Origin of the sequence: Streptococcus huangxiaojuni (assembly GCF_040930515.1) — a bacterium.
GTDB lineage: Bacteria > Bacillota > Bacilli > Lactobacillales > Streptococcaceae > Streptococcus > Streptococcus huangxiaojuni.
Genome location: NZ_JBFQEG010000001.1, coordinates 83,352 through 103,735 on the forward strand (window position 1 = coordinate 83,352; position 20,384 = coordinate 103,735).

Annotated in this window: 23 protein-coding genes; 20 read left to right on the forward strand and 3 right to left on the reverse strand. The window is 42.4% G+C overall.

The annotated features are described in order from the left end of the window. Positions 1-10 precede the first annotated feature (10 nt). From AB3329_RS00415 to rsmA, 8 genes are all read left to right on the forward strand, one after another. Entirely contained in the window at positions 11-793 is a 783-nt protein-coding gene (locus AB3329_RS00415) for a TatD family hydrolase (protein ID WP_368393761.1), read from the forward strand. Continuing rightward, positions 783-1,352 carry a ribonuclease M5 gene (gene rnmV / locus AB3329_RS00420; protein ID WP_368393762.1) on the forward strand — a complete coding sequence of 190 codons (570 nt, stop codon included), beginning with the start codon at positions 783-785 and terminating at the stop codon, positions 1,350-1,352. The genes AB3329_RS00415 and rnmV overlap by 11 nt, the downstream gene beginning before the upstream one ends. Positions 1,353-1,354: 2 nt before the next feature. Next, positions 1,355-1,801, forward strand: a complete 447-nt coding sequence (locus AB3329_RS00425; protein ID WP_368393763.1) for an HIT family protein — start codon at positions 1,355-1,357, stop codon at positions 1,799-1,801. A 142-nt stretch (positions 1,802-1,943) separates the two neighbouring features. Further along, on the forward strand, positions 1,944-2,885 hold the full coding sequence (locus AB3329_RS00430) for a ketopantoate reductase family protein (RefSeq protein WP_368393764.1): 942 nt from the start codon (positions 1,944-1,946) through the stop codon (positions 2,883-2,885). Further along, the gene (locus AB3329_RS00435) at positions 2,886-3,416 is read left to right on the forward strand and encodes a DUF1697 domain-containing protein (RefSeq protein ID WP_368393765.1); all 531 of its coding nucleotides are present in this window, start codon (positions 2,886-2,888) and stop codon (positions 3,414-3,416) included. Between the two features lie 31 nt (positions 3,417-3,447). Next, complete coding sequence (locus tag AB3329_RS00440) at positions 3,448-3,969, forward strand: methyltransferase family protein (protein ID WP_368393766.1); 522 nt, start codon at positions 3,448-3,450, stop codon at positions 3,967-3,969. Positions 3,970-4,029: 60 nt separating this feature from the next. Continuing rightward, positions 4,030-4,872 carry an SDR family NAD(P)-dependent oxidoreductase gene (locus AB3329_RS00445; protein WP_368393767.1) on the forward strand — a complete coding sequence of 281 codons (843 nt, stop codon included), beginning with the start codon at positions 4,030-4,032 and terminating at the stop codon, positions 4,870-4,872. A gap of 18 nt (positions 4,873-4,890) precedes the next feature. Continuing rightward, positions 4,891-5,763, forward strand: coding sequence for a 16S rRNA (adenine(1518)-N(6)/adenine(1519)-N(6))-dimethyltransferase RsmA (rsmA, locus tag AB3329_RS00450; RefSeq protein WP_368393768.1), 873 nt, complete (start codon positions 4,891-4,893; stop codon positions 5,761-5,763). A gap of 312 nt (positions 5,764-6,075) precedes the next feature. On the opposite strand, the gene AB3329_RS00455 is transcribed toward rsmA, so the two are convergent. Continuing rightward, positions 6,076-6,714 carry a GntR family transcriptional regulator gene (locus tag AB3329_RS00455; protein WP_368393769.1) on the reverse strand — a complete coding sequence of 213 codons (639 nt, stop codon included), beginning with the start codon at positions 6,712-6,714 and terminating at the stop codon, positions 6,076-6,078. A 577-nt stretch (positions 6,715-7,291) separates the two neighbouring features. On the opposite strand from AB3329_RS00455, the gene AB3329_RS00460 reads away from it, so the two are divergent. The 7 genes from AB3329_RS00460 to AB3329_RS00490 all read left to right on the forward strand — a co-directional run bounded on the left by AB3329_RS00460 (position 7,292) and on the right by AB3329_RS00490 (position 10,171). Then, the gene (locus AB3329_RS00460) at positions 7,292-7,537 is read left to right on the forward strand and encodes a GlsB/YeaQ/YmgE family stress response membrane protein (protein WP_368393770.1); all 246 of its coding nucleotides are present in this window, start codon (positions 7,292-7,294) and stop codon (positions 7,535-7,537) included. Positions 7,538-7,548: 11 nt separating this feature from the next. After that, entirely contained in the window at positions 7,549-8,124 is a 576-nt protein-coding gene (gene amaP / locus AB3329_RS00465; protein WP_368393771.1) for an alkaline shock response membrane anchor protein AmaP, read from the forward strand. A gap of 8 nt (positions 8,125-8,132) precedes the next feature. Further along, positions 8,133-8,321 carry a DUF2273 domain-containing protein gene (locus AB3329_RS00470; protein WP_438272853.1) on the forward strand — a complete coding sequence of 63 codons (189 nt, stop codon included), beginning with the start codon at positions 8,133-8,135 and terminating at the stop codon, positions 8,319-8,321. 9 nt (positions 8,322-8,330) lie between these two features. Beyond that, positions 8,331-8,840: an Asp23/Gls24 family envelope stress response protein gene (locus tag AB3329_RS00475; RefSeq protein WP_438272886.1), complete on the forward strand. Its 510-nt coding sequence runs from the start codon at positions 8,331-8,333 to the stop codon at positions 8,838-8,840. Positions 8,841-8,859: 19 nt separating this feature from the next. Then, positions 8,860-9,075: a CsbD family protein gene (locus AB3329_RS00480; RefSeq protein WP_368393772.1), complete on the forward strand. Its 216-nt coding sequence runs from the start codon at positions 8,860-8,862 to the stop codon at positions 9,073-9,075. Next, positions 9,075-9,611 (forward strand): Asp23/Gls24 family envelope stress response protein, encoded by a 537-nt coding sequence (locus AB3329_RS00485; RefSeq protein ID WP_368393773.1) that lies wholly within the window; start codon positions 9,075-9,077, stop codon positions 9,609-9,611. Before AB3329_RS00480 ends, AB3329_RS00485 begins: the two co-directional genes overlap by 1 nt. A gap of 197 nt (positions 9,612-9,808) precedes the next feature. Continuing rightward, complete coding sequence (locus AB3329_RS00490) at positions 9,809-10,171, forward strand: hypothetical protein (protein ID WP_368393774.1); 363 nt, start codon at positions 9,809-9,811, stop codon at positions 10,169-10,171. Between the two features lie 313 nt (positions 10,172-10,484). On the opposite strand, the gene AB3329_RS00495 is transcribed toward AB3329_RS00490, so the two are convergent. After that, positions 10,485-11,261, reverse strand: coding sequence for a MurR/RpiR family transcriptional regulator (locus tag AB3329_RS00495; RefSeq protein WP_368393775.1), 777 nt, complete (start codon positions 11,259-11,261; stop codon positions 10,485-10,487). 842 nt (positions 11,262-12,103) lie between these two features. Between AB3329_RS00495 and pfkB the strand changes: the two genes are divergently transcribed. The 4 genes from pfkB (at position 12,104) to AB3329_RS00515 (ending at position 16,219) form a co-directional block, all read left to right on the forward strand. Further along, the gene (gene pfkB / locus AB3329_RS00500) at positions 12,104-13,036 is read left to right on the forward strand and encodes a 1-phosphofructokinase (protein WP_368393776.1); all 933 of its coding nucleotides are present in this window, start codon (positions 12,104-12,106) and stop codon (positions 13,034-13,036) included. 2 nt (positions 13,037-13,038) lie between these two features. Further along, a complete protein-coding gene (locus AB3329_RS00505) occupies positions 13,039-14,448 on the forward strand; it encodes a PTS fructose transporter subunit IIC (protein ID WP_368393777.1) in 1,410 nt (469 codons plus the stop codon). A gap of 78 nt (positions 14,449-14,526) precedes the next feature. After that, on the forward strand, positions 14,527-15,507 hold the full coding sequence (gene lacD, locus AB3329_RS00510; protein WP_368393778.1) for a tagatose-bisphosphate aldolase: 981 nt from the start codon (positions 14,527-14,529) through the stop codon (positions 15,505-15,507). A 247-nt stretch (positions 15,508-15,754) separates the two neighbouring features. After that, positions 15,755-16,219, forward strand: coding sequence for a hypothetical protein (locus AB3329_RS00515; RefSeq protein ID WP_368393779.1), 465 nt, complete (start codon positions 15,755-15,757; stop codon positions 16,217-16,219). A gap of 156 nt (positions 16,220-16,375) precedes the next feature. Here the strand turns inward: AB3329_RS00515 and dinB are convergent, their stop codons facing one another. Continuing rightward, the gene (dinB, locus tag AB3329_RS00520) at positions 16,376-17,470 is read right to left on the reverse strand and encodes a DNA polymerase IV (RefSeq protein WP_368393780.1); all 1,095 of its coding nucleotides are present in this window, start codon (positions 17,468-17,470) and stop codon (positions 16,376-16,378) included. Between the two features lie 484 nt (positions 17,471-17,954). Between dinB and pflB the strand changes: the two genes are divergently transcribed. Then, positions 17,955-20,282 carry a formate C-acetyltransferase gene (pflB, locus tag AB3329_RS00525; RefSeq protein WP_067060011.1) on the forward strand — a complete coding sequence of 776 codons (2,328 nt, stop codon included), beginning with the start codon at positions 17,955-17,957 and terminating at the stop codon, positions 20,280-20,282. Positions 20,283-20,384: the final 102 nt, after the last annotated feature.

Here is a 20,384-nt window from a genome sequence, read left to right on the forward strand (position 1 = left end):
AAGGATAAAGATGACAGCATACCGTATTTTTGATACCCATACACATTTGAATGTTTCGCAGTTTGAGGGCAGGGAGCAGGATGAAATTGCTTTTGCGCGTGAGCTTGGGGTGACAAGAGTGAATGTTGTGGGTTTTGACCGGCCGACAATCACTAAGGCACTTGAATTGGCTGATAGCTTCCCTGAAGTTTATGCAACGGTCGGCTGGCATCCGACAGAAGCTGGATCCTATAATCAGGAAGCTGAGGATTTCCTCTTAGCCAGTCTTAAACACCCTAAAGTGCTTGCTCTTGGTGAAATTGGACTTGATTATCATTGGATGAAAGACCCTAAAGAAGTCCAAAAAAGGGTTTTTAGACGCCAGATTCAGCTGTCTAAGGACTGCGGTCTGCCTTTTGTCGTCCATACGCGTGATGCGCTTGACGATACTTATGAGCTTATCAGGGAAGCAGGTGTCGGTCCCAAGGGCGGAATTATGCATTCTTATTCCGGTTCGCTTGCCATGGCAGAAAAATTTGTTGATTTGGGCCTGATGATTTCTTTTTCCGGTGTAGTGACTTTCAAAAAAGCGCTGGATGTCCAGGAAGCAGCCAGAGAGCTGCCCTTAGATAAAATTTTGGTTGAAACCGATGCGCCCTACCTCGCTCCTGTACCCAAGCGCGGTAAGGAAAACCGGACCGCTTATACCCGATATGTAGCAGATAAAATTGCAGAACTTCGCGGTTTGACAGGAGAAGAAGCGGCAGAAGCGACCTATCAAAATGCAGTGAGGGTGTTTGGCCTTGAACAGTAAAATAACGATTCAGGAAGTCCTTGTTGTAGAAGGCAAAGATGATACGGTTAATTTGCGCCGTTTTTATGATGTTGATACCTATGAAACAAGGGGCTCAGCCCTTACGGATGCGGATTTGGAGCGGCTGGAGCGTCTCAATGACCTGCGCGGTATTATTGTCTTTACGGATCCTGACTACAGCGGGGAACGTATCCGTAAGCGTATCATGCAGGCTATCCCGACTGCTAAACATGCTTTTCTCAATCCCGATGAAGCTAAGCCCAAGTCCAAAAGCAAAGGCCACTCTCTCGGTGTAGAGCATGCCGGTTTTGATGCTTTGCAAAAGGCCCTCGCTGGTGTGGTCGGCTGTTTCGATGATGAAAATCACTTTGATATCAGCAAAGCCGATCTTATAAGACTGGGTCTGCTTACGAGGACCGACAGCCGCAGGCGGCGGGAATTTCTTGGACAGCAGCTGCGCATCGGCTATACTAACGGCAAACAGCTGCTTAAACGTCTAGAACTGTTCGGCATCACCCTGGAAGATGTCGAAAAAGCGATGGAGAAGTACAGGGATTAAAGATGTGTCTTATTTGTGAACGAATTGATTGGATAAAAAAGGGGAAAAATCAATATTTTGTAAAAGAATTTGAAACAGGCTATGTAGTCAGTGGTGATTATCAGTATTTCAAAGGTTATACCCTTTTTCTTTGTAAATGTCATGTTTCCGATTTGCATGACTTATCGCAGCCGTTTCGCGATCGGCATCTATCTGAAATGGCGCTTGTGTCTGGAGCCGTCAGTAGCGCCTTTTCAGCTGATAAAATGAATATTGAGAGCCTTGGCAATGGGGAAAATCACTTGCATTGGCATCTTTTTCCGAGAAAAAAAGGCGATTTAGGCCGCTACGGGCAGCAGGGAAGAGGTCCAGTATGGTGGCTGCCTTTTGATAAGATGTATGCAGAACATGTCAGACCGACAGCATTAGAGCTTAAAGAATTAAAGGAAAAATTATTAGAAACGCTGTAATAAAAATTCCCCATTGACTCGGCTTAAGCTATTCTTTAAGTAGACACAGCTTCTTATCGCAAAAATATAGTCCTACTTTTATGGGAAAAAGCACTTCAGTAATGCCTATAAGGCCGACAAGACAATAAAAAGGGGGGGGATAATGAGCAGATATTTAATTTACGGGGCAGGGACGATTGGTTTAACGCTTGCTTGGCTATTATTTCCCTATAATGATGTTGACGTTCTAGTCAGGAAGCCCTTACCCCAGCCTATCAATCTGGCGGTCAAAGACTTGCGGCAGAAAACAAGGGTTTATGAAAAGAAAACTTTTCAGCCAAAGACTGTCTTAGAATATAAAAAAACTTATGATTGTGTTCTGGTGACTGTCAATCGTTATCAGCTTCACGAAATTCTGCCTGTCTTATCTGCTAAACAAGGGTTGACCAAAGGATTCATTTTTATACAAAATCATTGGAATTTAATAAATGAATTAAAGGGCTGTTTGCCAAAAGAGAAAATAATGGCAGCTTTTCCTTCGAATATTGGCGGCGGCAGAGACCAAGAAGGACTGGAGGTCATTCTTTTTGATGAAGCCGTACGGTTAGGCGGTTTTAACAAAAAGCTTATTCAGACCTTTCGCAATGATTTGCATCAGGCAGGAGTGAAAACAGCATATGATAAAAATATTTTTGCTTGGCTGAAAGTGCATTATTTACAACAATCTATTACTGCGGGTGCTTTATTAGAGAAAAAGGATTTTCAAACCTTAGCTCATGATAGACAGGCTCTGCAAAGAATGGTGAGAGCCTTGCGGGAAGGCATTGATGTGTGCTATCGTTTAGAACCTGCCACCCGCAGAATTGGCATAACTAAAATGATTAGATTACCTATTACTTGTGTGACGACAGTCCTTCAAAAATTATTTTTGAATCAGAATACACAGGAAATGGTCAGGAATCATATGAAACAAGGCTTATCTGAGTGGATTTACGGCTATCAAGAAGTGCTGGCAGATGGTCTGGGAGCAGGACTTGAAATGACCTATTGGAAAAGTTATCAAGCTGGCCTAGAAAACTATCTCAGGAATGAAAGGAGAAATTAAATGCCAATTGCTTTGCTGCGCGGTGTTACGCCAGTCGGTCCCAACAGAATTCCCAAGATGGCTTATCTGACAGAAATTCTGACAGCTGCCGGACTGCAGTCTGTACAAACCTATATTCAAAGTGGAAATATCATCTTTGAAACAAGTCTGTCTGACAATGAAGCAAGCCGGCTTATTCATGAGACAATTAAAGAAAAAATCGGCGCTGACTTAGCCGTCATCATTAAGGAGCCGGCGCAGTTTGAGAAAGCTGTTTTTGAAAATCCTTTTGGATCTGGCTATGACAGCAGCAGGATCCATCTGGTTTTTACCAATGATGTCTTGTCTGCGGCCAAATGCCAAGAGCTGACAGTCAAAGACTTTGGAGATGAAGAACTGACTCTAGGCAGTGAATGCTTCTACATGTATCTGCCAAAAACTGCCCAAAAGAAGCGCCTGAATACTAATTATTTGGAAAAACAGCTCGGTATCACAGCGACAATGAGAAAACTGAGCGTAGCCGCAAAACTTAGTCAGTTCTCTTGCAGATAATGACCGCTCTACAAACCAACAGGAGGGACTTATGCCAGCGCTTGTTCTTTTGCTCCCTTTTTTGCTCATCAGATTTGGCTTGCTGTCATTTTTAAGCAAATCTGCTTTGGCACATGCTGCGCATTTTGCCCCGATGGCAAATGGTGCAAAAGCAGCCTACTATATTTACCAATCAGCTAATCTGGCCATTTTAGGGACTACCTTTTTCGTGAAAATTAAGCTGGATTTTTCCTGGCTCACTTTTGCTGGCAGTATTTTTTATGGTTTAGGTTTAATCCTTTGCGCTATAGCTGTGTCCGATTTTGCTGGGGCAAGCAGCACAACCTTCTGTACAAGAGGGCTTTATTCCTTATCCCGTCATCCCATGTATTTAGCCTATTTTGTCTGCTTTCTGGGAATGGCCGGTTTAACAAAGTCTGTTTTGTTTCTGGCCTGTGTTTTGGTCTTTCAAGTGTCGGCCCACTGGATTATTCTGGCCGAAGAAAGAGAATGTTTGGCAGCGTTTGGCGAAGCATATCGAGCTTACTGTAAAAAGGTGAGACGCTATCTCTAACCGGCAGCATAGCTGTGTTTTATCATGGGGTAAGGCAGGGGGAAGTATTTAGGAGGAAAAATGAAAAGGGCGATTATTACAGGAGGCAACAGCGGTATCGGCTTTCAAGCAGCCAAACAGCTGGCTCAAAAAGGCTGGCAGGTTACCCTCTTTTGCCGCAATGATCGGCGTGCCCAAGAGGCTTGCCGGAAAATCACGGAAGAAACGGGCAACAGACAGGTTGATTACAAGCTTACCGATTTAGCGGATATAAGGAGCGTTCGCCAAGCAGCAGCGGCCTATCTGGAACAAAATCGTTCGCTAGATGTGCTGATTAATAATGCTGCTGATTTTGACCTCTCTGTCAAAAAACCGGTTCTGACCAGAGACGGTCTGGAAAAACAGTTTGCGACCAATGTCCTTGCCCCCTATTTATTGTCAGAGCTCTTGCTGCCTGCTTTAGAGGAGTCCTCTGACGGACGGATATTAAACATCTCTTCCAAGGGTTTGATAATGTACCCTAGAATAAGTCTGAACTTTGATAATCTGAACGGAGAAAAATCCTACTCTCCATCAAAAACCTATTATCAAAATAAGCTGGCTCTCCTGATGCTGTCTCTCTATCAAAGAGAGAAGTATCCGAAAGTCAGTGTTCAGGCTGTCCGTGTGACCAATGTAGGGCTTGATATTTCACGCTATCCTAATCTCACACCTGTCATGAAGGCAGTTTACCGGCTGAAATCAAGATTTTCAATATCAGCAGAAAAGATGGCAGAAGTTTATACAACCTTAGCCAGTGAGGCTGGTTTTGACGGCTTTTTATACGATGAACACTGTAAAGAGGTCAAAGCCAACCGCTCTGCTTATAATAAAACTGAACAGGAAAGGCTAAATCGGCTGCTGGGAGAACTGGCCCGGCGTTAAAAAGGGAGAAAAATTCTTATGAGAATAGCAGATTACAGTGTAACCCGTGCGGTTTTAGAGCGTCATGGGTTTACCTTTAAAAAATCCTTTGGTCAGAACTTTTTGACCGACAGCAATATTTTGCAAAAAATTGTCGATACGGCAGAGATTGATCAGAATGTCAATGTGATTGAAATCGGTCCCGGCATTGGAGCTCTGACCGAGTTTTTAGCCGAACAGGCAGCCGAGGTCATGGCTTTTGAAATCGATGACCGTTTGATACCGATTTTGGCAGATACTTTGAAAGCTTTTGATAATGTCCAGGTCATCAACGAGGATATTCTCAAGTCCGATTTACAGGCGCGCATCAAGGCTTTTTCTGATCCTAGTCTGCCCATCAAGGTGGTGGCTAATCTGCCTTATTACATCACGACTCCTATCCTCATGCACCTGATTGAGAGCAGAATTCCTTTTGCCGAGTTTGTGGTCATGATGCAAAAAGAAGTGGCCGACCGTATTTCTGCCGAGCCCCGCACCAAAGCTTACGGTTCCTTATCCATTGCTGTTCAGTATTATATGACGGCAAAACTTGCTTTTGTTGTGCCAAAGACAGTCTTTGTTCCTGCGCCCAATGTGGACTCTGCCATTCTTAAAATGACACGCCGACAGGAGCCGTTAGTTGAGGTGAAGGATAAGGATTTCTTTTTTCGCCTAACTAAGGTTGCCTTTGCCCATCGCCGCAAAACCCTCTGGAACAACCTTATCAGTTATTTTGGCAAATCAGAAGAAACTAAGACCCAACTGAAGGACAGTTTAGAAAGAGCCGGTATTTCACCTTCTGTCCGCGGTGAAACCCTCTCTATTCCAGAATTTGCCGATTTGGCTGATGCACTTAAGGAAGCAGGTTTGTGATATACAGGAACTTTTACACGGTAAAATGTGCACTTATCTGGTTAAGGGAGGACGAATACCGACCGGACAGAGACCTTACAAAACCAATAAACAGAAAAAAAGCAGCTAGAGAAATCTAGCTGTTTTTTTGTTTTATAAGTTACAAAGGCAGTGCCTGCTGCAGTTATGCTAAAAGAGCGCATCTGTGATGACTATGCTGATAAGTGTTTCAAAGTTTTTTCTTCACCAGCTGCAAGAAATGCTTTGAGAATTTTTAGGGTATTGTCAGGAGCTGTTTTTGTCAGCTGTAGTGGCAGCCCTGCTTTGAAAGGCTTAGGACTGTTTTTTTAAGTGAAAAACCTCAGCCATCCGAGTGTAGCTTGCCTCTTCGCCGATGAAATAAATGACATCCCCTTCCTGCAGCCTCTGGTAAGGGCTCGGTGCTAAGAGGAGTTCATTATTTCTCTCTATAGCAACAAGGACTGCACCGGTCTTGTGCCAAATCTGTGCTTCCTGAATCTGCAGCCCAATGAGCTCTGAATCGGCGCTCAATCTTAAGCCGTAAGGATCGAGCGGATATTTTTTATTGACCAGTTTGGTTTGCTCCAAGTAGACGGCTACCAAGCCTTTGAGTTCTAAAAGGCTTTTTTCTTGTTCATCAATTTTTTTGAGAATACGTTCTTTCTGAGTCTCAATATCATTTGTATTATCAAAGTCTTCAACAAATTCTATCGCTTTTTCTTTGGACAGCACAACGGCGCCGCTTCCATGTTTTAAAGCAACAATGTGCAAATCAGCTAAAATATTGAGGGCCCGTCTGGTTGTCTCAGGAGAAACGCCAAAGGTTGCAGCCAGAGTTGAGCGTGATTTAATTTTTTCGCCGACAGGATAATCTCCGATGGCAATTTTTTTAGCGACTTCAACGGCAATTTTTTGAAATTTTGCCGTTTTTACAATTTTACGATTAGGCATAATTCCCTCCTGTACTGAAAAAACAATCAAAACCAAATAAAAGCAGCAGCTTTCAGAATAGTCAGATTGCTTGGATGGATTAAAGATAATGACGTAGATTTAAATGCAGTCTATTGCAGATGAAACGGCATAAGCAAGCAAGAGGTGGACGGCTGCTTAATCTTCTGTCGGTTTAGAAAAGCAGCCAGCTGTGCTGGAAGAAGTGCCTGTTTCGGTGAGGGAATTTTAACTCCCTAAACAGCGAAAATACCCACTCTCTATCAAGTAGAAAATTTTTAGATAGCTGTCCGGCCGTTTTAGAAGAATATTCTATAGGAGATATCTAGGGCCGGGAATAAAAAGCAGGTAAAGACAGCAGTAATCAGCTATTTTACAGTTAATAATATAGCATATCAAGGCAAGTTAGACAACGTCTGATTAAAAAAATGTTGCTTCTGAGTTCAATTAATTGACAAGAGTGTGAGACTATATTAAAATGACAATATGCTTTTTAAATAAAGTTGTCACAAAAAGCAAGAGACTGTGTTCATTTAAATATGAATTGTCTCTTTGGATCTTGAAAGAACATAAGGAGGAAATGATTATGTTATGGTCAATTATTATAGGTGCTTTAATCGGCGTTGCAGCAGGAGCTCTTACTAAAGAAGGCGGATCAATGGGCTGGATTGCTAATATTGCGGCCGGACTGATCGGTTCTGCAGTCGGGCAGGCCTTATTTGGAACTTGGGGGCCGAGTTTGGCAGGGATGGCATTGGTTCCTTCTATCCTAGGTGCGGTTATTGTCGTCACTGTGGCTGCATTTTTCTTAAATCGTGCTAGGTAGGGAGACAAAATATGAATAAACTGGCAAAACTGTTTATTATTTTGACTGGTATCATTCTTCTGACATTACTGGGAGCAGTAGCTGTCCATTATGTCAGTTTAGCTTTGCTGCCTGATGAATTCAGAGGAATCGTTCATTTCTTACGGACAAATCCTTTCTGGAAAGAGGCCTTATCACCTTATTTGTTTTGGCTGGCACTTGGCTTTATGGCGCTTGTCCTGATGATTATAATGGTTGTTGCCTTTTATCCGAGAACCTATACAGAAATTGAGCTGGAAGATAATCAGTCCGGGAAGCTCAAGCTGAAAAAATCAGCTTTGGAAAGTTATGTACGGACTGTTGTTGAAGAAGAAGGCGTGATGAAAGCACCTAATGTATCAGCTAAGCTGTATAAAAACAAGTTTAAAATCAGGGTCTCTGGAAAAGTTATTCCGCGAATCAACATCACAGAAAAAGTGCTTGGGCTAAAGGAAGCGATCCGCACAGGATTGGATGCTTTCTTTGGAATTAACAATAAGGTTGATTACCGCATTGATATCAACCATATTGAAAGCCGGGAGCAAACCTTGTCTCGCCGTGTTGAATAGGAGGATATATGAATTTTATACAATTTTTTAAACAATACCGCTATCCCATCATCGGCGGTTTAATGGGTTTGATTCTTGCTCTGCTGCTGGTCAGCTACGGCCTGCTGAAGACATTGGTTATCCTAATTTTTGTAACAGCAGGAATCTATGCTTCTGCTTACCTGAAAAAAACAGGTCTATTGGACAACCTGAAATAGGAGAGTGAAATGATGACTGAAATAAAATCTGAAATGACAGATAAAACAATTAAAGGTGAGCTGACTTATGCCGATAAAGTTATCGAAAAAATAGTCGGCTTAGCTTTAGAAACAGTTGACGGGCTGCTTGCAGCAGATGGCGGATTCTTAGCAAATGTTAAAGATAAGCTTATTAATACCGATACAGTAACAGACGGTATTCATGTGGAAATCGGTCAAAAGCAGGTGGCTGTTGACTTAGCTGTTGTTGTTCAATATCAGAAGCATGTTCCGACAGTCTTTCAAACAATCAAGACTGTTATTGCAGAAGAAATTAAACGAATGACAGGTTTAGAGGTAGTGGAAGTTAATGTCAGTGTGGCAGATATCAAGACTTATCAGCAGCATGAGACAGATAAAGTGAGCCTGCAGGACCGTTTGACAGAAGCTGCGCAAACAACTGGAGAATTCGCTGCCAAACAGTATAATAAACTGGCCAAGGACACTGAACCGGTATCTGATGGGCCGCGGGTGATATAGAAAACAAGGAAATAAAACGATGGAAAAAGCAAAATATAAGGCAAAAGAAGAACAGGTTAAAGGGTCTCTGAAAGAAACAGCTGGGAAAATAACCGGCAATAAAGAAAAAGAGATTAAAGGAAAGGCTGAGAAGCTTTCCGGTAAAACCAAAGAAAAGGCGATAGAGGTTAAAGAAGTGCTCAGCGATGCAGCAGATGAAAAACCGACAACAAAAAAAGAAAAAGAGGTGAGGTAATGGCAGACACAATGTTAACTGACCAAAGCAGCCGACAAACTTATAAAAAGACGCACTTAAAAGGCAATATTATCTACAGCGATAGGGTTATTGAAAAAATTATCGGGAAGTCTTTAAAAAGCGTTTCAGGCCTCTTGGCTTTCAGCGGCGGCTTTTTCTCCGACTTAAAGAATAAAGTTGTCAACAGTGACGACGAGACAGAGGGTGTTGATGTGGAAGTGGGGACCAAGCGGGTTGCAGCCAATCTGCGTATTGTTGTTGAATACGGCAAGGATATCCCAGACATCGTTAAACAAATTAAAAAGGTTGTCCAGCAGGAAGTTGCTAAAATGACACATTTAGATGTTATTGAAGTCAATGTCGAAGTGGTTGATACTCGAACATTAGACGAGTTTGAAGCCGATTCGGTCACTGTTCAGGACCGTGTGACAGAAGCCGGAAAAACAACAGGTAAGTTTGTTGAAGAGCAGGCTGCTAAGACAAAACAGACGCTTTCAGAACCTGCTGAAACAAATGAATCGTCCAGCCTGCAGTGACATATTGCTGGGCAGACAAAGCCCTTTCTTGTTTACTGTAAGTAAAGAAACAAAAAGGTTGATATGAAAAAAAGAACAGCTAAAAAAGGAAAATGGCTAAGACTGTTTCAAATAGTAACAATAGTCTTACCCGCAATTCAGGTAATCCGCGGGCTGATAAGAGAACATAAATCTAGTGAAAAATAAAAGGAGACGGTATGTCAAAAAATTCAAGCAAAAAAGGGATGACTTTTTTTCAGGGGGTACTGACTGCAGCAATGTTAACAGGGATTGTTTACAGTATAACCACGAAGGAGAAGCGGCAGGCTCTGTCTGAAAAAAGTAAAAAAGCAGTCAAGGATATGCTGCCGAGTCATCATTCTAAATCGGAAAAAGCAAATGATTCAAATGCTGTTCAGGCAGCCCTTGCCGGTTTGGCAGCTTCTGCCGCCAAGGCTGTCAATGATATTTACGAAAAAGCAGGGAGCAAGAATAAGAAAGACGATCAGGCTCCTTTTGTTACAGACATAAAAGATGATGACAGTCAGGCAGAAGTATCCAGCGAGGATGCTAACAGATAGTCTTTTCTACCCTTATTTTTGGGAATGATAATATAAGCATAAAAAGCCCTCCTTTATCTTTTATCTTTGATTAAAAATCAGCAGATAAGGGAGGGTTAAAAACCAAAGACAGGGCAGTTACTTCTGCAAAGTATGAATCGTTATACTTTAAAGCGTTCACTCTTTTGAACTTGCTGAATTTCTTGCTTTAGACTGACAGCTGTCTTTTAAGTCAGTAAATCCGGAGTCTGAGTTTGGGTCCCTTCTTTATTAATAAGAAGGGCCTTTTTTATTAAGACTGATAGGCTTTATGATGGCTGATTTTCAGTCAGATTTAGTACAGAAAGCCGTTTTCCTGTCTGTTGTTTTTAAGGCTGGCGGCATAAGCATCTAAAACAATTCGGGAAAGGATAGCTAAGGGAAGACGTGAGTGAACTTCAAAATCAGGGAAATACGAGAGTTCGGATTTAAAACCAAAGAGCTGATAGTCTGTAAATTTAGCTAAGGAACCCGATGGATTGGCGCTGATTAAAATAGATTTAATTTGATTCTGCCGGCAGTTTTTAGCAGCATCAACCAGTGCCGCTGTTTCGCCATTGAGGGAAATAAAAATAACTAAATCTTCTGGCTTTAGCCGTTTACTGACTGGACGGATAATATTTGGGTCTGTGTGCAGTTCACAGTATTTTTGGCTTAATTGAAATTTAATCAGCATTTCTGAGCCGGTCATTTCTGAAAAGCCACGGGCAAAAATCATGATGCGCTGAGCTTTTTTGATAGCAGCAATTGCTTGTTCCAGAACATCAGCATCAATCATATTTAAGGTGCGAATGACTTCTTGGTAATTTTTGATAATGGACTGTTTAGTATCAGCTGTCATATGCTGATTATCTATAATATGCAGGCTGTCCCTGTTTTTATTCTGGATTTCGTGTTTGAAAGCCGAAAAGCCAGCATAACCTTTTTTCTTCAATGTTCTGGTGACAGAAGCATTGGAGACACTCAGAATCTCGCTTAACTCAGAGATAGTCAGATGGGTAACATAATCGAAATGATTATTTATATAGTTCCAAATATATGTTTCTGTATCTGTTAAATGGTGCCGGATCATTTTATCTTCCTGAAAATCTGTTCAATATCACCGCAAAAACCGAAAACGCATTCAAAATTAAAGTGCTAAGATAAATATACTAGATAAAACAGTGAAATGCAAGTCAGCACTGGGTCTCCATTATATAGTCAGGACCCTCGGCAAAAAATCAGGCAGGCCTGTAAATCTAAACCCTTTTATACAGTCATAGTTTTCGCTGTAAATTTTTTGCGGCCTTTGTATCTTGTTGAATTGAACACGGCCTAAACGCTGCGGGAAAAAGATGTCCTGACTTAGAATCTGGCGATTCGTCAGTCAGTCCCCTATTTTCCTTTTGCGTTTTTAACGGCCTTTGTATCTTGTTGAATTGAACACGGGCTAAACGCTGCGGGAAAAAGATGTCCTGACTTAGAATCTGGCGATTCGTCAGTCAGTCCCCTATTTTCCTTTTGCGTTTTTAACGGCCTTTGTATCTTGTTGAATTGAACACGGGCTAAACGCTGCGGGGAAAAGATATCTTGACTTAGAATCTGGCGATTCGTCAGTCAGTCCCCTATTTTCCTTTTGCGTTTTTAACGGCCTTTGTATCTTGTTCGAATTGAACACGGGCTAAGCTCTGTGCAGTGAAATCATCCAGTGGATGATTTCAGCCCGAACCTAGAAAAAGGGGGGGTGAGGGAGCCGGAAGTCTGTATCGTTACCTAGTTAGCTAGCCGTAAACGTCTGAAAGCTTTGTCGTCCTAGCGGCCGACCGCACCCTTCTAGTCGTTTTGGCAGAGGTGCGTCTGCGAAATCAGAGATTTCGGACTTACCGTCATTTTTGCTTTGAACTTAAACGGATTTTGTATTTTGGTGGAGGAGAGATGGTAATTTATACTTGTACGATGAATCCGGCGATAGATTTATTTATAGAAACAGAAAGAATGGATGCAGCAAAGGTCAACCGCACTATAGCTAATGAAATTCAGGCCAATGGAAAAGGAGTCAATGTTTCACTGGTGATGAAAAAAATGGGGTTAAGCAGTACTGCACTGGGCTTTACAGGTGGTTTTACAGGCCGCTACATCAGAGATTATCTGACTGAACAGGGAGTGGGCAACAACTTTGTGGAAGTAGCTGGTCTCACTCGGATTAACGTGTTTACTAAAGTTAATACCAGCAATCAGGAATTTAAATTGGTTAATCAAGGACCAACAGTCAGCCGAGAAGCTCAGGATGAGCTGCTTAGGCAGATTTGGGAGATGTCTGAAAATGATTATATAGTTGTCTCAGGAAGTCTACCAAAAGGGGTAGATCCGGAGATATTGACTGAGCTGGCGAAAATCAGCAAGGAAAGGGGGATAAAAGCTGTCTTTGATGTCAGCCATCCCGCTGTTCTAGATACACTTCCTTATCATCCCTATCTCTTAAAACCTAACGATGAAGAACTTGCCGAATGGTTTGGTTTAACAGGCTTGACAAGAGAACACAGCTTACTGTACGGCAGACGTTTGATTCATTTGGGGGCAAAAAATGTCTTGCTGTCTCTGGGAGCAAAAGGAGCTATATATATTGCGGAAAACTTATCTGCCTGGTTCTGCAGCGCTCCCAAAGGGGCGGTAGTTAATACGGCCGGTGCTGGGGATACTTTGCTGGGAAGCTTTTTAACAGGATTGGTTAGCGGGCAGGACACAAAAGATAACTTAGCAAGGAGTGTTGCCGCCGGCTCGTCAACCGCTTTTAGAAGCGGACTCACAGATTTTAGCGATGTTGAAGAACTAAAAAAACATATTCAGGTTCAAAAAATGGAGGTGTAACCATGTCAACATATCAACTTATTGCCGCGACCGGCTGTCCGACAGGCATCGCACATACTTTTATGGCTCAGGAAGCTCTGGAAAAAGCGGCCAAAAAGCGAGGGATAAGTATAAAAGTCGAAACACATGGGCAGGTTGGTGTTGAAAATGCACTGACATCGGCAGAAATTGCTGGCGCTGATGCTGTTATTATTGCAGCAGATAAGGATGTTCAGGCTGAACGTTTTGCTGGTAAACGTGTGATTTCTGTGCCTGTAGCTGATGGTATCAGAAAGGCAGATCAATTGATAGCAGATGCCTTGTCAGGCAAAGGTGTTATCCAGGGAGGAAGTGCTGTAAAATCAGAAACAGTTCAGCAAACTGCCGGCAGAGGGAAAGAGAGCATTGGTCATCAGATATATAAGCATTTAATGAACGGAGTTTCTCGCATGCTACCTTTCGTCGTTGCAGGAGGGGTATTAGTTGCTGTTTCTTTTCTATTTGGTATTTATTCCTATGATCCTCAAAACAGCCAGTATAATTGGTTCGCTGCCTTGCTGAATACGGACATAGGTGCTGTAGCTATGGGAATGATGACTCCTGTTCTGGCTGCTTTTATTGCTGAATCTATTGCTAAACGCTCGGGCTTTGTTGCCGGTATGGTTGGCGGTTTGATGGCTGTTAACGGTGGTTCAGGATTCTTAGGCGGTATTATAGCAGGTTTTACAGCGGGTTATATAGTATTAGCCTTAGAGAAAATATTGGCTTTTCTGCCCAAGTCCTTGGACGGTTTAAAGGCTATCTTTCTTTATCCGGTATTTGGAGTTCTTTTTACAGGCTTGGTAATGTCGCTGATCAATGCACCGATGGCTTGGGTAAATGAAAGCTTAATGGCTTGGCTGGCAGCATTTGAGAATGCCAATCCGCTGATTTTAGGGGTTATTATCGGCTGTATGTCAGCCTTTGATATGGGCGGTCCGGTTAATAAGGCAGCATACGTCACTGGGACAGCTTTACTGGCTCAGGGCAATACAACATTTATGGCTGGTGTTTCTGCAGCCTGCATTGCTCCGCCGCTGATTACTTTTGTAGCAACAACCGTATTTAGAAAATACTACAGCGAAGAAGATCGGAATGCCGGTATCGCTAATCTGATTTTAGGATCAACCCACATTACAGAAGGGGCTATTCCTTTTGCTGCTAAGGATCCCCTGCGTATTTTGCCGACCTTTATGCTGGGTTCGTCAATTGCCGCTGTACTCACTTATATGTGGGATGTTCAAGTTCCGGCTCCTCATGGCGGTTTCTTGGTTCTTCCTGTAGTGACTCACGCTTTCCTTTGGGTTCTTGCCATTGCAATAGGATCAATTACAGCTGGCATTATCATGGGACTGATTGAAAAAAATAAGGCAGAAAAAGCAGTATCTGCTTGAAAATTTCAGCACTCACCAGCTTCTTACCAGAGGCAAAGCCAATAAGTTTCGTGAAATATCAAAAATAAGGAGGATATCGTGTCTGCTAAAGATGAGAAAAAGCGCTATTTGAATGAGCTCAGTAATGAAAGCGGCTTGATTACAGCTTTAGCCTTTGATCAGCGAGGAGCCTTAAAGAAAATGATTGCCCGTCATCAAATTCAGCCAGTCACCTTGGAACAAATGACAGATCTAAAGACCTTGGTAGCTAAAGAATTAACAGGAGATGTATCGGCAATTCTATTGGATCCTGAGTATGGTCTGCCGGCAGCAAAAGCGAGGGTTGCTGCCTCTGGGCTGCTTTTAGCCTATGAAAAAACAGGTTATGATAATATTAGAGAACGTCTGCCGGTTTGCCTTTCTGACTGGTCAGTCCGGCGTCTTAAGGAAGCCGGAGCCAGTGCAGTCAAATTCTTGCTTTATTACGACGCAGACGGCAATAATCACATTAATCAGCAAAAACAAGCTTATATTGAGCGTATTGGTGCGGAATGCAAAGCTGAAGAGCTGCCGTTTTTCTTAGAAATCCTAAGTTATGATGAAAAGTTTTCTGATAAAACAAGTCCGGAGTTTGCCAAGCTGAAGCCGCAAAAAGTAAACCAAGCGGTAGCTGTTTTTTCTGATCAACGTTTCAATGTTGATATCCTGAAGGTAGAGGTACCGGTAAATATGGATTTTGTTGAAGGGTTTGCATCCGAAGAAATTGTTTATAGCCGCAAAGAAGCTGCTCAAGCCTTTCGAAATCAAGAATCAGCAGCATCAGTTCCCTATATTTATTTAAGTGCCGGTGTATCTGCTGATCGGTTTCAAGAAACACTGTTTTTTGCCTATGAATCCGGTGCGAAATTTAGCGGTGTTCTATGCGGGCGTGCTAGTTGGGGAGAGGTGGTGCCGATTTATGTCAAAGAAGGACAAGAATCAGCCCGCAGATGGTTGCAGGAACAGGGACGTCAAAATATCAGCAGTTTGAATGCCGTTTTACAGCAAACAGCAGTCCCTTGGAGTGATAGATACCGATAGCATATACTCTGATTTTAAAGTAAAGTTAAGAAGCTAAGCAGCTTCTTAATTTTTTGCTCTGAATAACAGATATTTTCAACTCCATGATTTATTTTACTGAAATAGCGGACAAAAGCATTGCTGAGTCATATTACACGCTTAGCAGTGAAAAATATATGGGATTGATTCTTTTAAAAAGTCGGGTTTTCACAGCAGCATTTTTATGATAAAATAAGAGCTAAATACGTTTTATTTTGAGGAGGTTTATATGATTTCATACGAAAAAGTGCGTCAAAACTTGCGTTCACTGAATATTACAGTGCTTGTTTGGGAATTTTTATCTGTTATACTGGGGATTTTGGGCTTTATTGGGATTTATACCATTAACGCTAATCTTAATAATGAAGAACTGACTTCAGTCTATTCTGATGAGCAGATTGAGCTGCTCAGAGCCAGTGTTACGCCTTTCGCAATTTTTCTTTCTGTGGTATCGTTTGCTATCAGTGTAGCGATTATCGTTCTTGTCTTTATGAACTTATCTAAGCTTAAAAAAGGTGAAGAGCTCAGCTATATTCCTTATTTTTTAGGGCTGGGGCTTGCTGCCTTTAATATACTTTATAGTTTTACCGGCGGCTTTAATATCTGGACTTTACTTATTCAAGGAGCTATCGCTGTTTTATTTGCCTTTACTTTTGTCAAAGCTCGGACACTTAATGAGGGTGATAACAGCTAACAGACATAAGGGTGAGAGTAAGAGGGCGGCAGAAAAACGTCAGGCTGGCTGTTCTTTCTGTTTCGCCGTTTTCAAGCACAAACAAAAAGACTGGGAGACCGCTATGATTGCTTTGCATCGTAGATGGTCTCCCAGTCTTTTGCCAGACAAGGGCTGTTATAAATCTAAAAGCAGTTCCGTTTCATCAGCTGTCAAACCAGTCACAGTAACCCCTAAAAGCCGGACACCGGCAGAAGATTCTTCAAGGCTGTCATAAATATCCTGAGCCTTGCGCTCAATTACTTCAAAGGCTGCACTGGGCTTTTCCAAAGTTATACGCTTGGTCAAAGTTGAGAAATCAGCATATCGAACTTTGAGAACAATAATTTTACCGGCTTTTTTATTTTGGGCTAATGAGTCAGCTACACGTCTGGCGTTTTTGGAAATTTCTGCCTTGATGTCGTTGTCGCTGTATAAGAGTTTACCATAAGTCCGTTCGCTGCCGATCGACTTACGGATGCGGTTGGGCTGTACCGGGGAATTGCTGATTCCTCGGGCTTTGCGGAATAAGTCGTAACCAAAGCGGCCGAAGTGGTCGATCAAAGTCATTTCAGATAGTCCCAGCAAGTCTTTTCCCGTATATACGCCTAATTGATGTAGTTTTTTAACCGACTGCCTGCCGACCCCGTAGAATTTTTCAATCGGCAGTTCTGCTAAAAAGTCCTGGGCCTGTTCAGGCATGATTAGGGTCAGACCGTGCGGCTTATCATAGTCAGAAGCCAGTTTAGCTAAAAATTTATTATAAGAAACACCGGCTGAACAGGTCAGATGATGTTCGTCCCAGATTTCTTTTTGTATGAGCCGGGCGATTTTAACAGCCGATTTTATTTCCAGTTTATTGACTGTAACATCTAAATAAGCTTCATCGATGGACATGGGCTCAACCAGATCGGTGTAACGCTTGAAAATATCCCGCAGCTGGCGGCCGATTTTTCGGTATTTGCTGTAATTCCCTGAAAGAAAGACTGCCTGGGGGCAGCGCTCATAGGCTTCTTTAGAAGACATAGCAGAGTGGATACCGAATTTTCTGGCCTGATAATTGCAGGTAGAAACTACCCCCCGACCGCCGGTTTGTCTGGGGTCAGCACCTATAATAACTGGTTTTCCCAGCAAATCTGGATTATCGCGCTCCTCCACCGCAGCAAAAAAAGCATCCATATCGATATGGATAATTTTTCGAGATGTATCATTAATCAGCGGAAAAATCAGCATAAATCCTCCATAAAGATACAAAGCTTTCAGGCGTCTACGGCCGGCGGTAACAAGATAACGATACAGACCTCCACCCCTCACTCTCCCCTTTCTGGGTTCGGGCTGAGATCATCCACTGGATGATTTCACTGCACAGTTCTTAGGGCGTGTTCAATTCCATAAAGATACAAAGCCTGTTTGGAAAACGGCTGAAAACACAAGGGCGGACATACTCACAGAGAAACAGGCAAAATTTTAAATCAGGTTTCGTTTGTTTGTGTTTTAGGCCGCAATCAAGTGCTTTTTTTATTATTATACCCTTTCTTCCTTTTTTCTGCCCACATAAAATATTTATACTACAGTTACTCTATACGAAAGGGAACTGTAGTATAAAAGAAAATGCCTGAAAGTAAGCATTTTTCTTTAGAAAACGTTTACTATATGGTAAACTATAATTGTAATTGTAACAGTAGGATTTTGTTACTAGATTAAGGAGAGGAAACTTATGGCAACTGTAAAAACCAACACAGATGTTTTTGAAAAGGCATGGGAAGGTTTCAAAGGCACTGACTGGAAAGAAAAGGCAAGTGTTTCTCGCTTTGTCCAAGCGAACTACACGCCTTATGACGGCGATGAAAGCTTTTTGGCCGGTCCGACTGAACGCTCTCTTCATATTAAAAAGATTGTTGATGAAACAAAAGCCGGATATGAAGCAGAAGGTCGCTTTCCTATGGATACACGTCCAACCTCAATCGCAGATATTGATGCGGGTTATATTGACAAGGACAACGAAGTTATCTTTGGTATCCAAAACGATGAACTGTTCAAGCTGAACTTCATGCCTAAAGGCGGTATCCGCATGGCAGAAACAGCTCTTAAAGAACATGGCTATGAACCTGATCCGGCTGTTCATGAAATCTTTACTAAATATGTAACAACCGTGAACGATGGGATTTTTCGTGCTTATACGTCTAATATCCGCCGTGCCCGCCATGCTCACACCGTAACCGGTCTGCCGGATGCATACTCACGCGGCCGTATCATCGGTGTTTATGCTCGTCTTGCTTTATACGGTGCCGATTACCTGATGCAGGAAAAAGTGAATGACTGGAACGCCATCACTGAAATTGATGAAGAATCCATCCGCCTGCGTGAAGAAGTTAACCTTCAGTACCAAGCACTTGGCGAAGTGGTGAAACTCGGTGATTTGTATGGCGTAGACGTTCGCCGTCCTGCTTATGATACAAAAGAAGCTATCCAATGGACCAACATTGCCTTTATGGCTGTATGTCGTGTTATCAATGGTGCTGCTACATCTCTTGGCCGTGTGCCGATTGTTCTTGATGTTTATGCAGAACGCGACCTTGCCCGCGGAACTTATACCGAAAGTGAAATTCAGGAATTCGTTGATGATTTCGTTATGAAACTCCGTACTGTCAAATTCGCTCGTACTAAAGCATACGATGAATTGTACTCAGGAGACCCAACCTTCATCACAACTTCTATGGCTGGTATGGGAGCTGACGGACGCCATCGTGTCACTAAGATGGACTATCGTTTCTTAAACACGCTTGACAACATCGGAAACTCACCAGAACCAAACCTGACTGTTCTTTGGACAGACAAACTGCCTTACGCTTTCCGCCGTTACTGTATGTCAATGTCACACAAACATTCTTCTATCCAATATGAAGGTGTGACAACAATGGCTAAAGACGGCTACGGTGAAATGTCATGTATCTCATGCTGTGTATCACCGCTTGATCCGGAAAATGAAGAACAACGTCACAATATCCAATACTTTGGTGCTCGTGTTAATGTCCTCAAAGCACTTTTAACTGGTCTTAACGGTGGCTATGACGATGTTCATAAGGATTATAAAGTATTTGACATTGATCCTGTCACAGACGATGTGCTTGATTTTGATACTGTTAAAGCTAACTTTGAAAAATCACTGGACTGGCTGACAGATACTTACGTAGATGCACTGAACATCATTCACTATATGACTGATAAGTACAACTATGAAGCTGTACAGATGGCCTTCCTGCCAACACGCCAACGTGCTAATATGGGATTTGGTATCTGCGGTTTTGCTAATACAGTTGATACCTTGTCAGCAATTAAGTATGCGACGGTTAAACCAATCCGCGATGAAGATGGCTATATCTACGACTATGAAACAACTGGAGATTATCCGCGCTGGGGTGAAGATGATCCTCGTTCAAACGAATTGGCAGAATGGCTGATTGAAGCTTACACAAACCGTCTGCGCAGCCACAAGCTTTACAAAGACGCTGAAGCAACAGTTTCACTTTTGACGATTACTTCAAATGTTGCTTACTCTAAACAAACAGGTAACTCACCTGTTCACAAGGGGGTATACCTCAATGAAGACGGTTCAGTAAACCTGTCTAAACTGGAATTCTTCTCACCAGGAGCTAATCCATCTAACAAAGCCCGTGGTGGCTGGCTGCAAAATTTGAACTCTCTGGCTAGTCTGGACTTCTCATATGCGGCTGATGGTATTTCCTTAACAACGCAAGTTTCTCCGCGTGCGCTTGGTAAAACTCGTGACGAACAAGTCGATAACTTAGTGACTATCCTTGATGGCTACTTTGAAAACGGCGGTCAGCACGTTAACTTGAACGTTATGGACCTTAAAGATGTTTATGACAAGATTATGAATGGTGAAGATGTTATTGTTCGTATCTCTGGTTACTGCGTCAATACCAAGTATCTGACGCCTGAGCAAAAAACTGAGCTGACCCAGCGTGTCTTCCACGAAGTGCTTTCGATGGATGACGCAGCTGAGGCAGTATCTGGAAACTAAAGCAAGGCGCTTCACAATCATTAATAAAAGACTGAAGGCTCTGCCTTCAGTCTTTTATGCTGTTTTTGTAATCTATCTTTGTAACCTAATGCTGCCAAACAC

Coding starts and splice junctions, on each gene's coding strand:
- AB3329_RS00455 (WP_368393769.1), bottom strand. CDS start 6,714: ATGCCTAATCGTAAAATTGTAAAAACGGCAAAATTTCAAAAAATTGCC.
- AB3329_RS00505 (WP_368393777.1), top strand. CDS start 13,039: ATGTCAACATATCAACTTATTGCCGCGACCGGCTGTCCGACAGGCATC.
- AB3329_RS00495 (WP_368393775.1), bottom strand. CDS start 11,261: ATGATCCGGCACCATTTAACAGATACAGAAACATATATTTGGAACTAT.
- amaP (WP_368393771.1), top strand. CDS start 7,549: ATGAATAAACTGGCAAAACTGTTTATTATTTTGACTGGTATCATTCTT.
- dinB (WP_368393780.1), bottom strand. CDS start 17,470: ATGCTGATTTTTCCGCTGATTAATGATACATCTCGAAAAATTATCCAT.
- AB3329_RS00440 (WP_368393766.1), top strand. CDS start 3,448: ATGCCAGCGCTTGTTCTTTTGCTCCCTTTTTTGCTCATCAGATTTGGC.
- AB3329_RS00475 (WP_438272886.1), top strand. CDS start 8,331: ATGATGACTGAAATAAAATCTGAAATGACAGATAAAACAATTAAAGGT.
- AB3329_RS00430 (WP_368393764.1), top strand. CDS start 1,944: ATGAGCAGATATTTAATTTACGGGGCAGGGACGATTGGTTTAACGCTT.
- AB3329_RS00515 (WP_368393779.1), top strand. CDS start 15,755: ATGATTTCATACGAAAAAGTGCGTCAAAACTTGCGTTCACTGAATATT.
- rsmA (WP_368393768.1), top strand. CDS start 4,891: ATGAGAATAGCAGATTACAGTGTAACCCGTGCGGTTTTAGAGCGTCAT.
- AB3329_RS00425 (WP_368393763.1), top strand. CDS start 1,355: ATGTGTCTTATTTGTGAACGAATTGATTGGATAAAAAAGGGGAAAAAT.
- AB3329_RS00480 (WP_368393772.1), top strand. CDS start 8,860: ATGGAAAAAGCAAAATATAAGGCAAAAGAAGAACAGGTTAAAGGGTCT.
- pflB (WP_067060011.1), top strand. CDS start 17,955: ATGGCAACTGTAAAAACCAACACAGATGTTTTTGAAAAGGCATGGGAA.
- pfkB (WP_368393776.1), top strand. CDS start 12,104: ATGGTAATTTATACTTGTACGATGAATCCGGCGATAGATTTATTTATA.
- AB3329_RS00470 (WP_438272853.1), top strand. CDS start 8,133: ATGAATTTTATACAATTTTTTAAACAATACCGCTATCCCATCATCGGC.
- AB3329_RS00460 (WP_368393770.1), top strand. CDS start 7,292: ATGATTATGTTATGGTCAATTATTATAGGTGCTTTAATCGGCGTTGCA.
- AB3329_RS00490 (WP_368393774.1), top strand. CDS start 9,809: ATGTCAAAAAATTCAAGCAAAAAAGGGATGACTTTTTTTCAGGGGGTA.
- AB3329_RS00415 (WP_368393761.1), top strand. CDS start 11: ATGACAGCATACCGTATTTTTGATACCCATACACATTTGAATGTTTCG.
- AB3329_RS00435 (WP_368393765.1), top strand. CDS start 2,886: ATGCCAATTGCTTTGCTGCGCGGTGTTACGCCAGTCGGTCCCAACAGA.
- AB3329_RS00485 (WP_368393773.1), top strand. CDS start 9,075: ATGGCAGACACAATGTTAACTGACCAAAGCAGCCGACAAACTTATAAA.
- AB3329_RS00445 (WP_368393767.1), top strand. CDS start 4,030: ATGAAAAGGGCGATTATTACAGGAGGCAACAGCGGTATCGGCTTTCAA.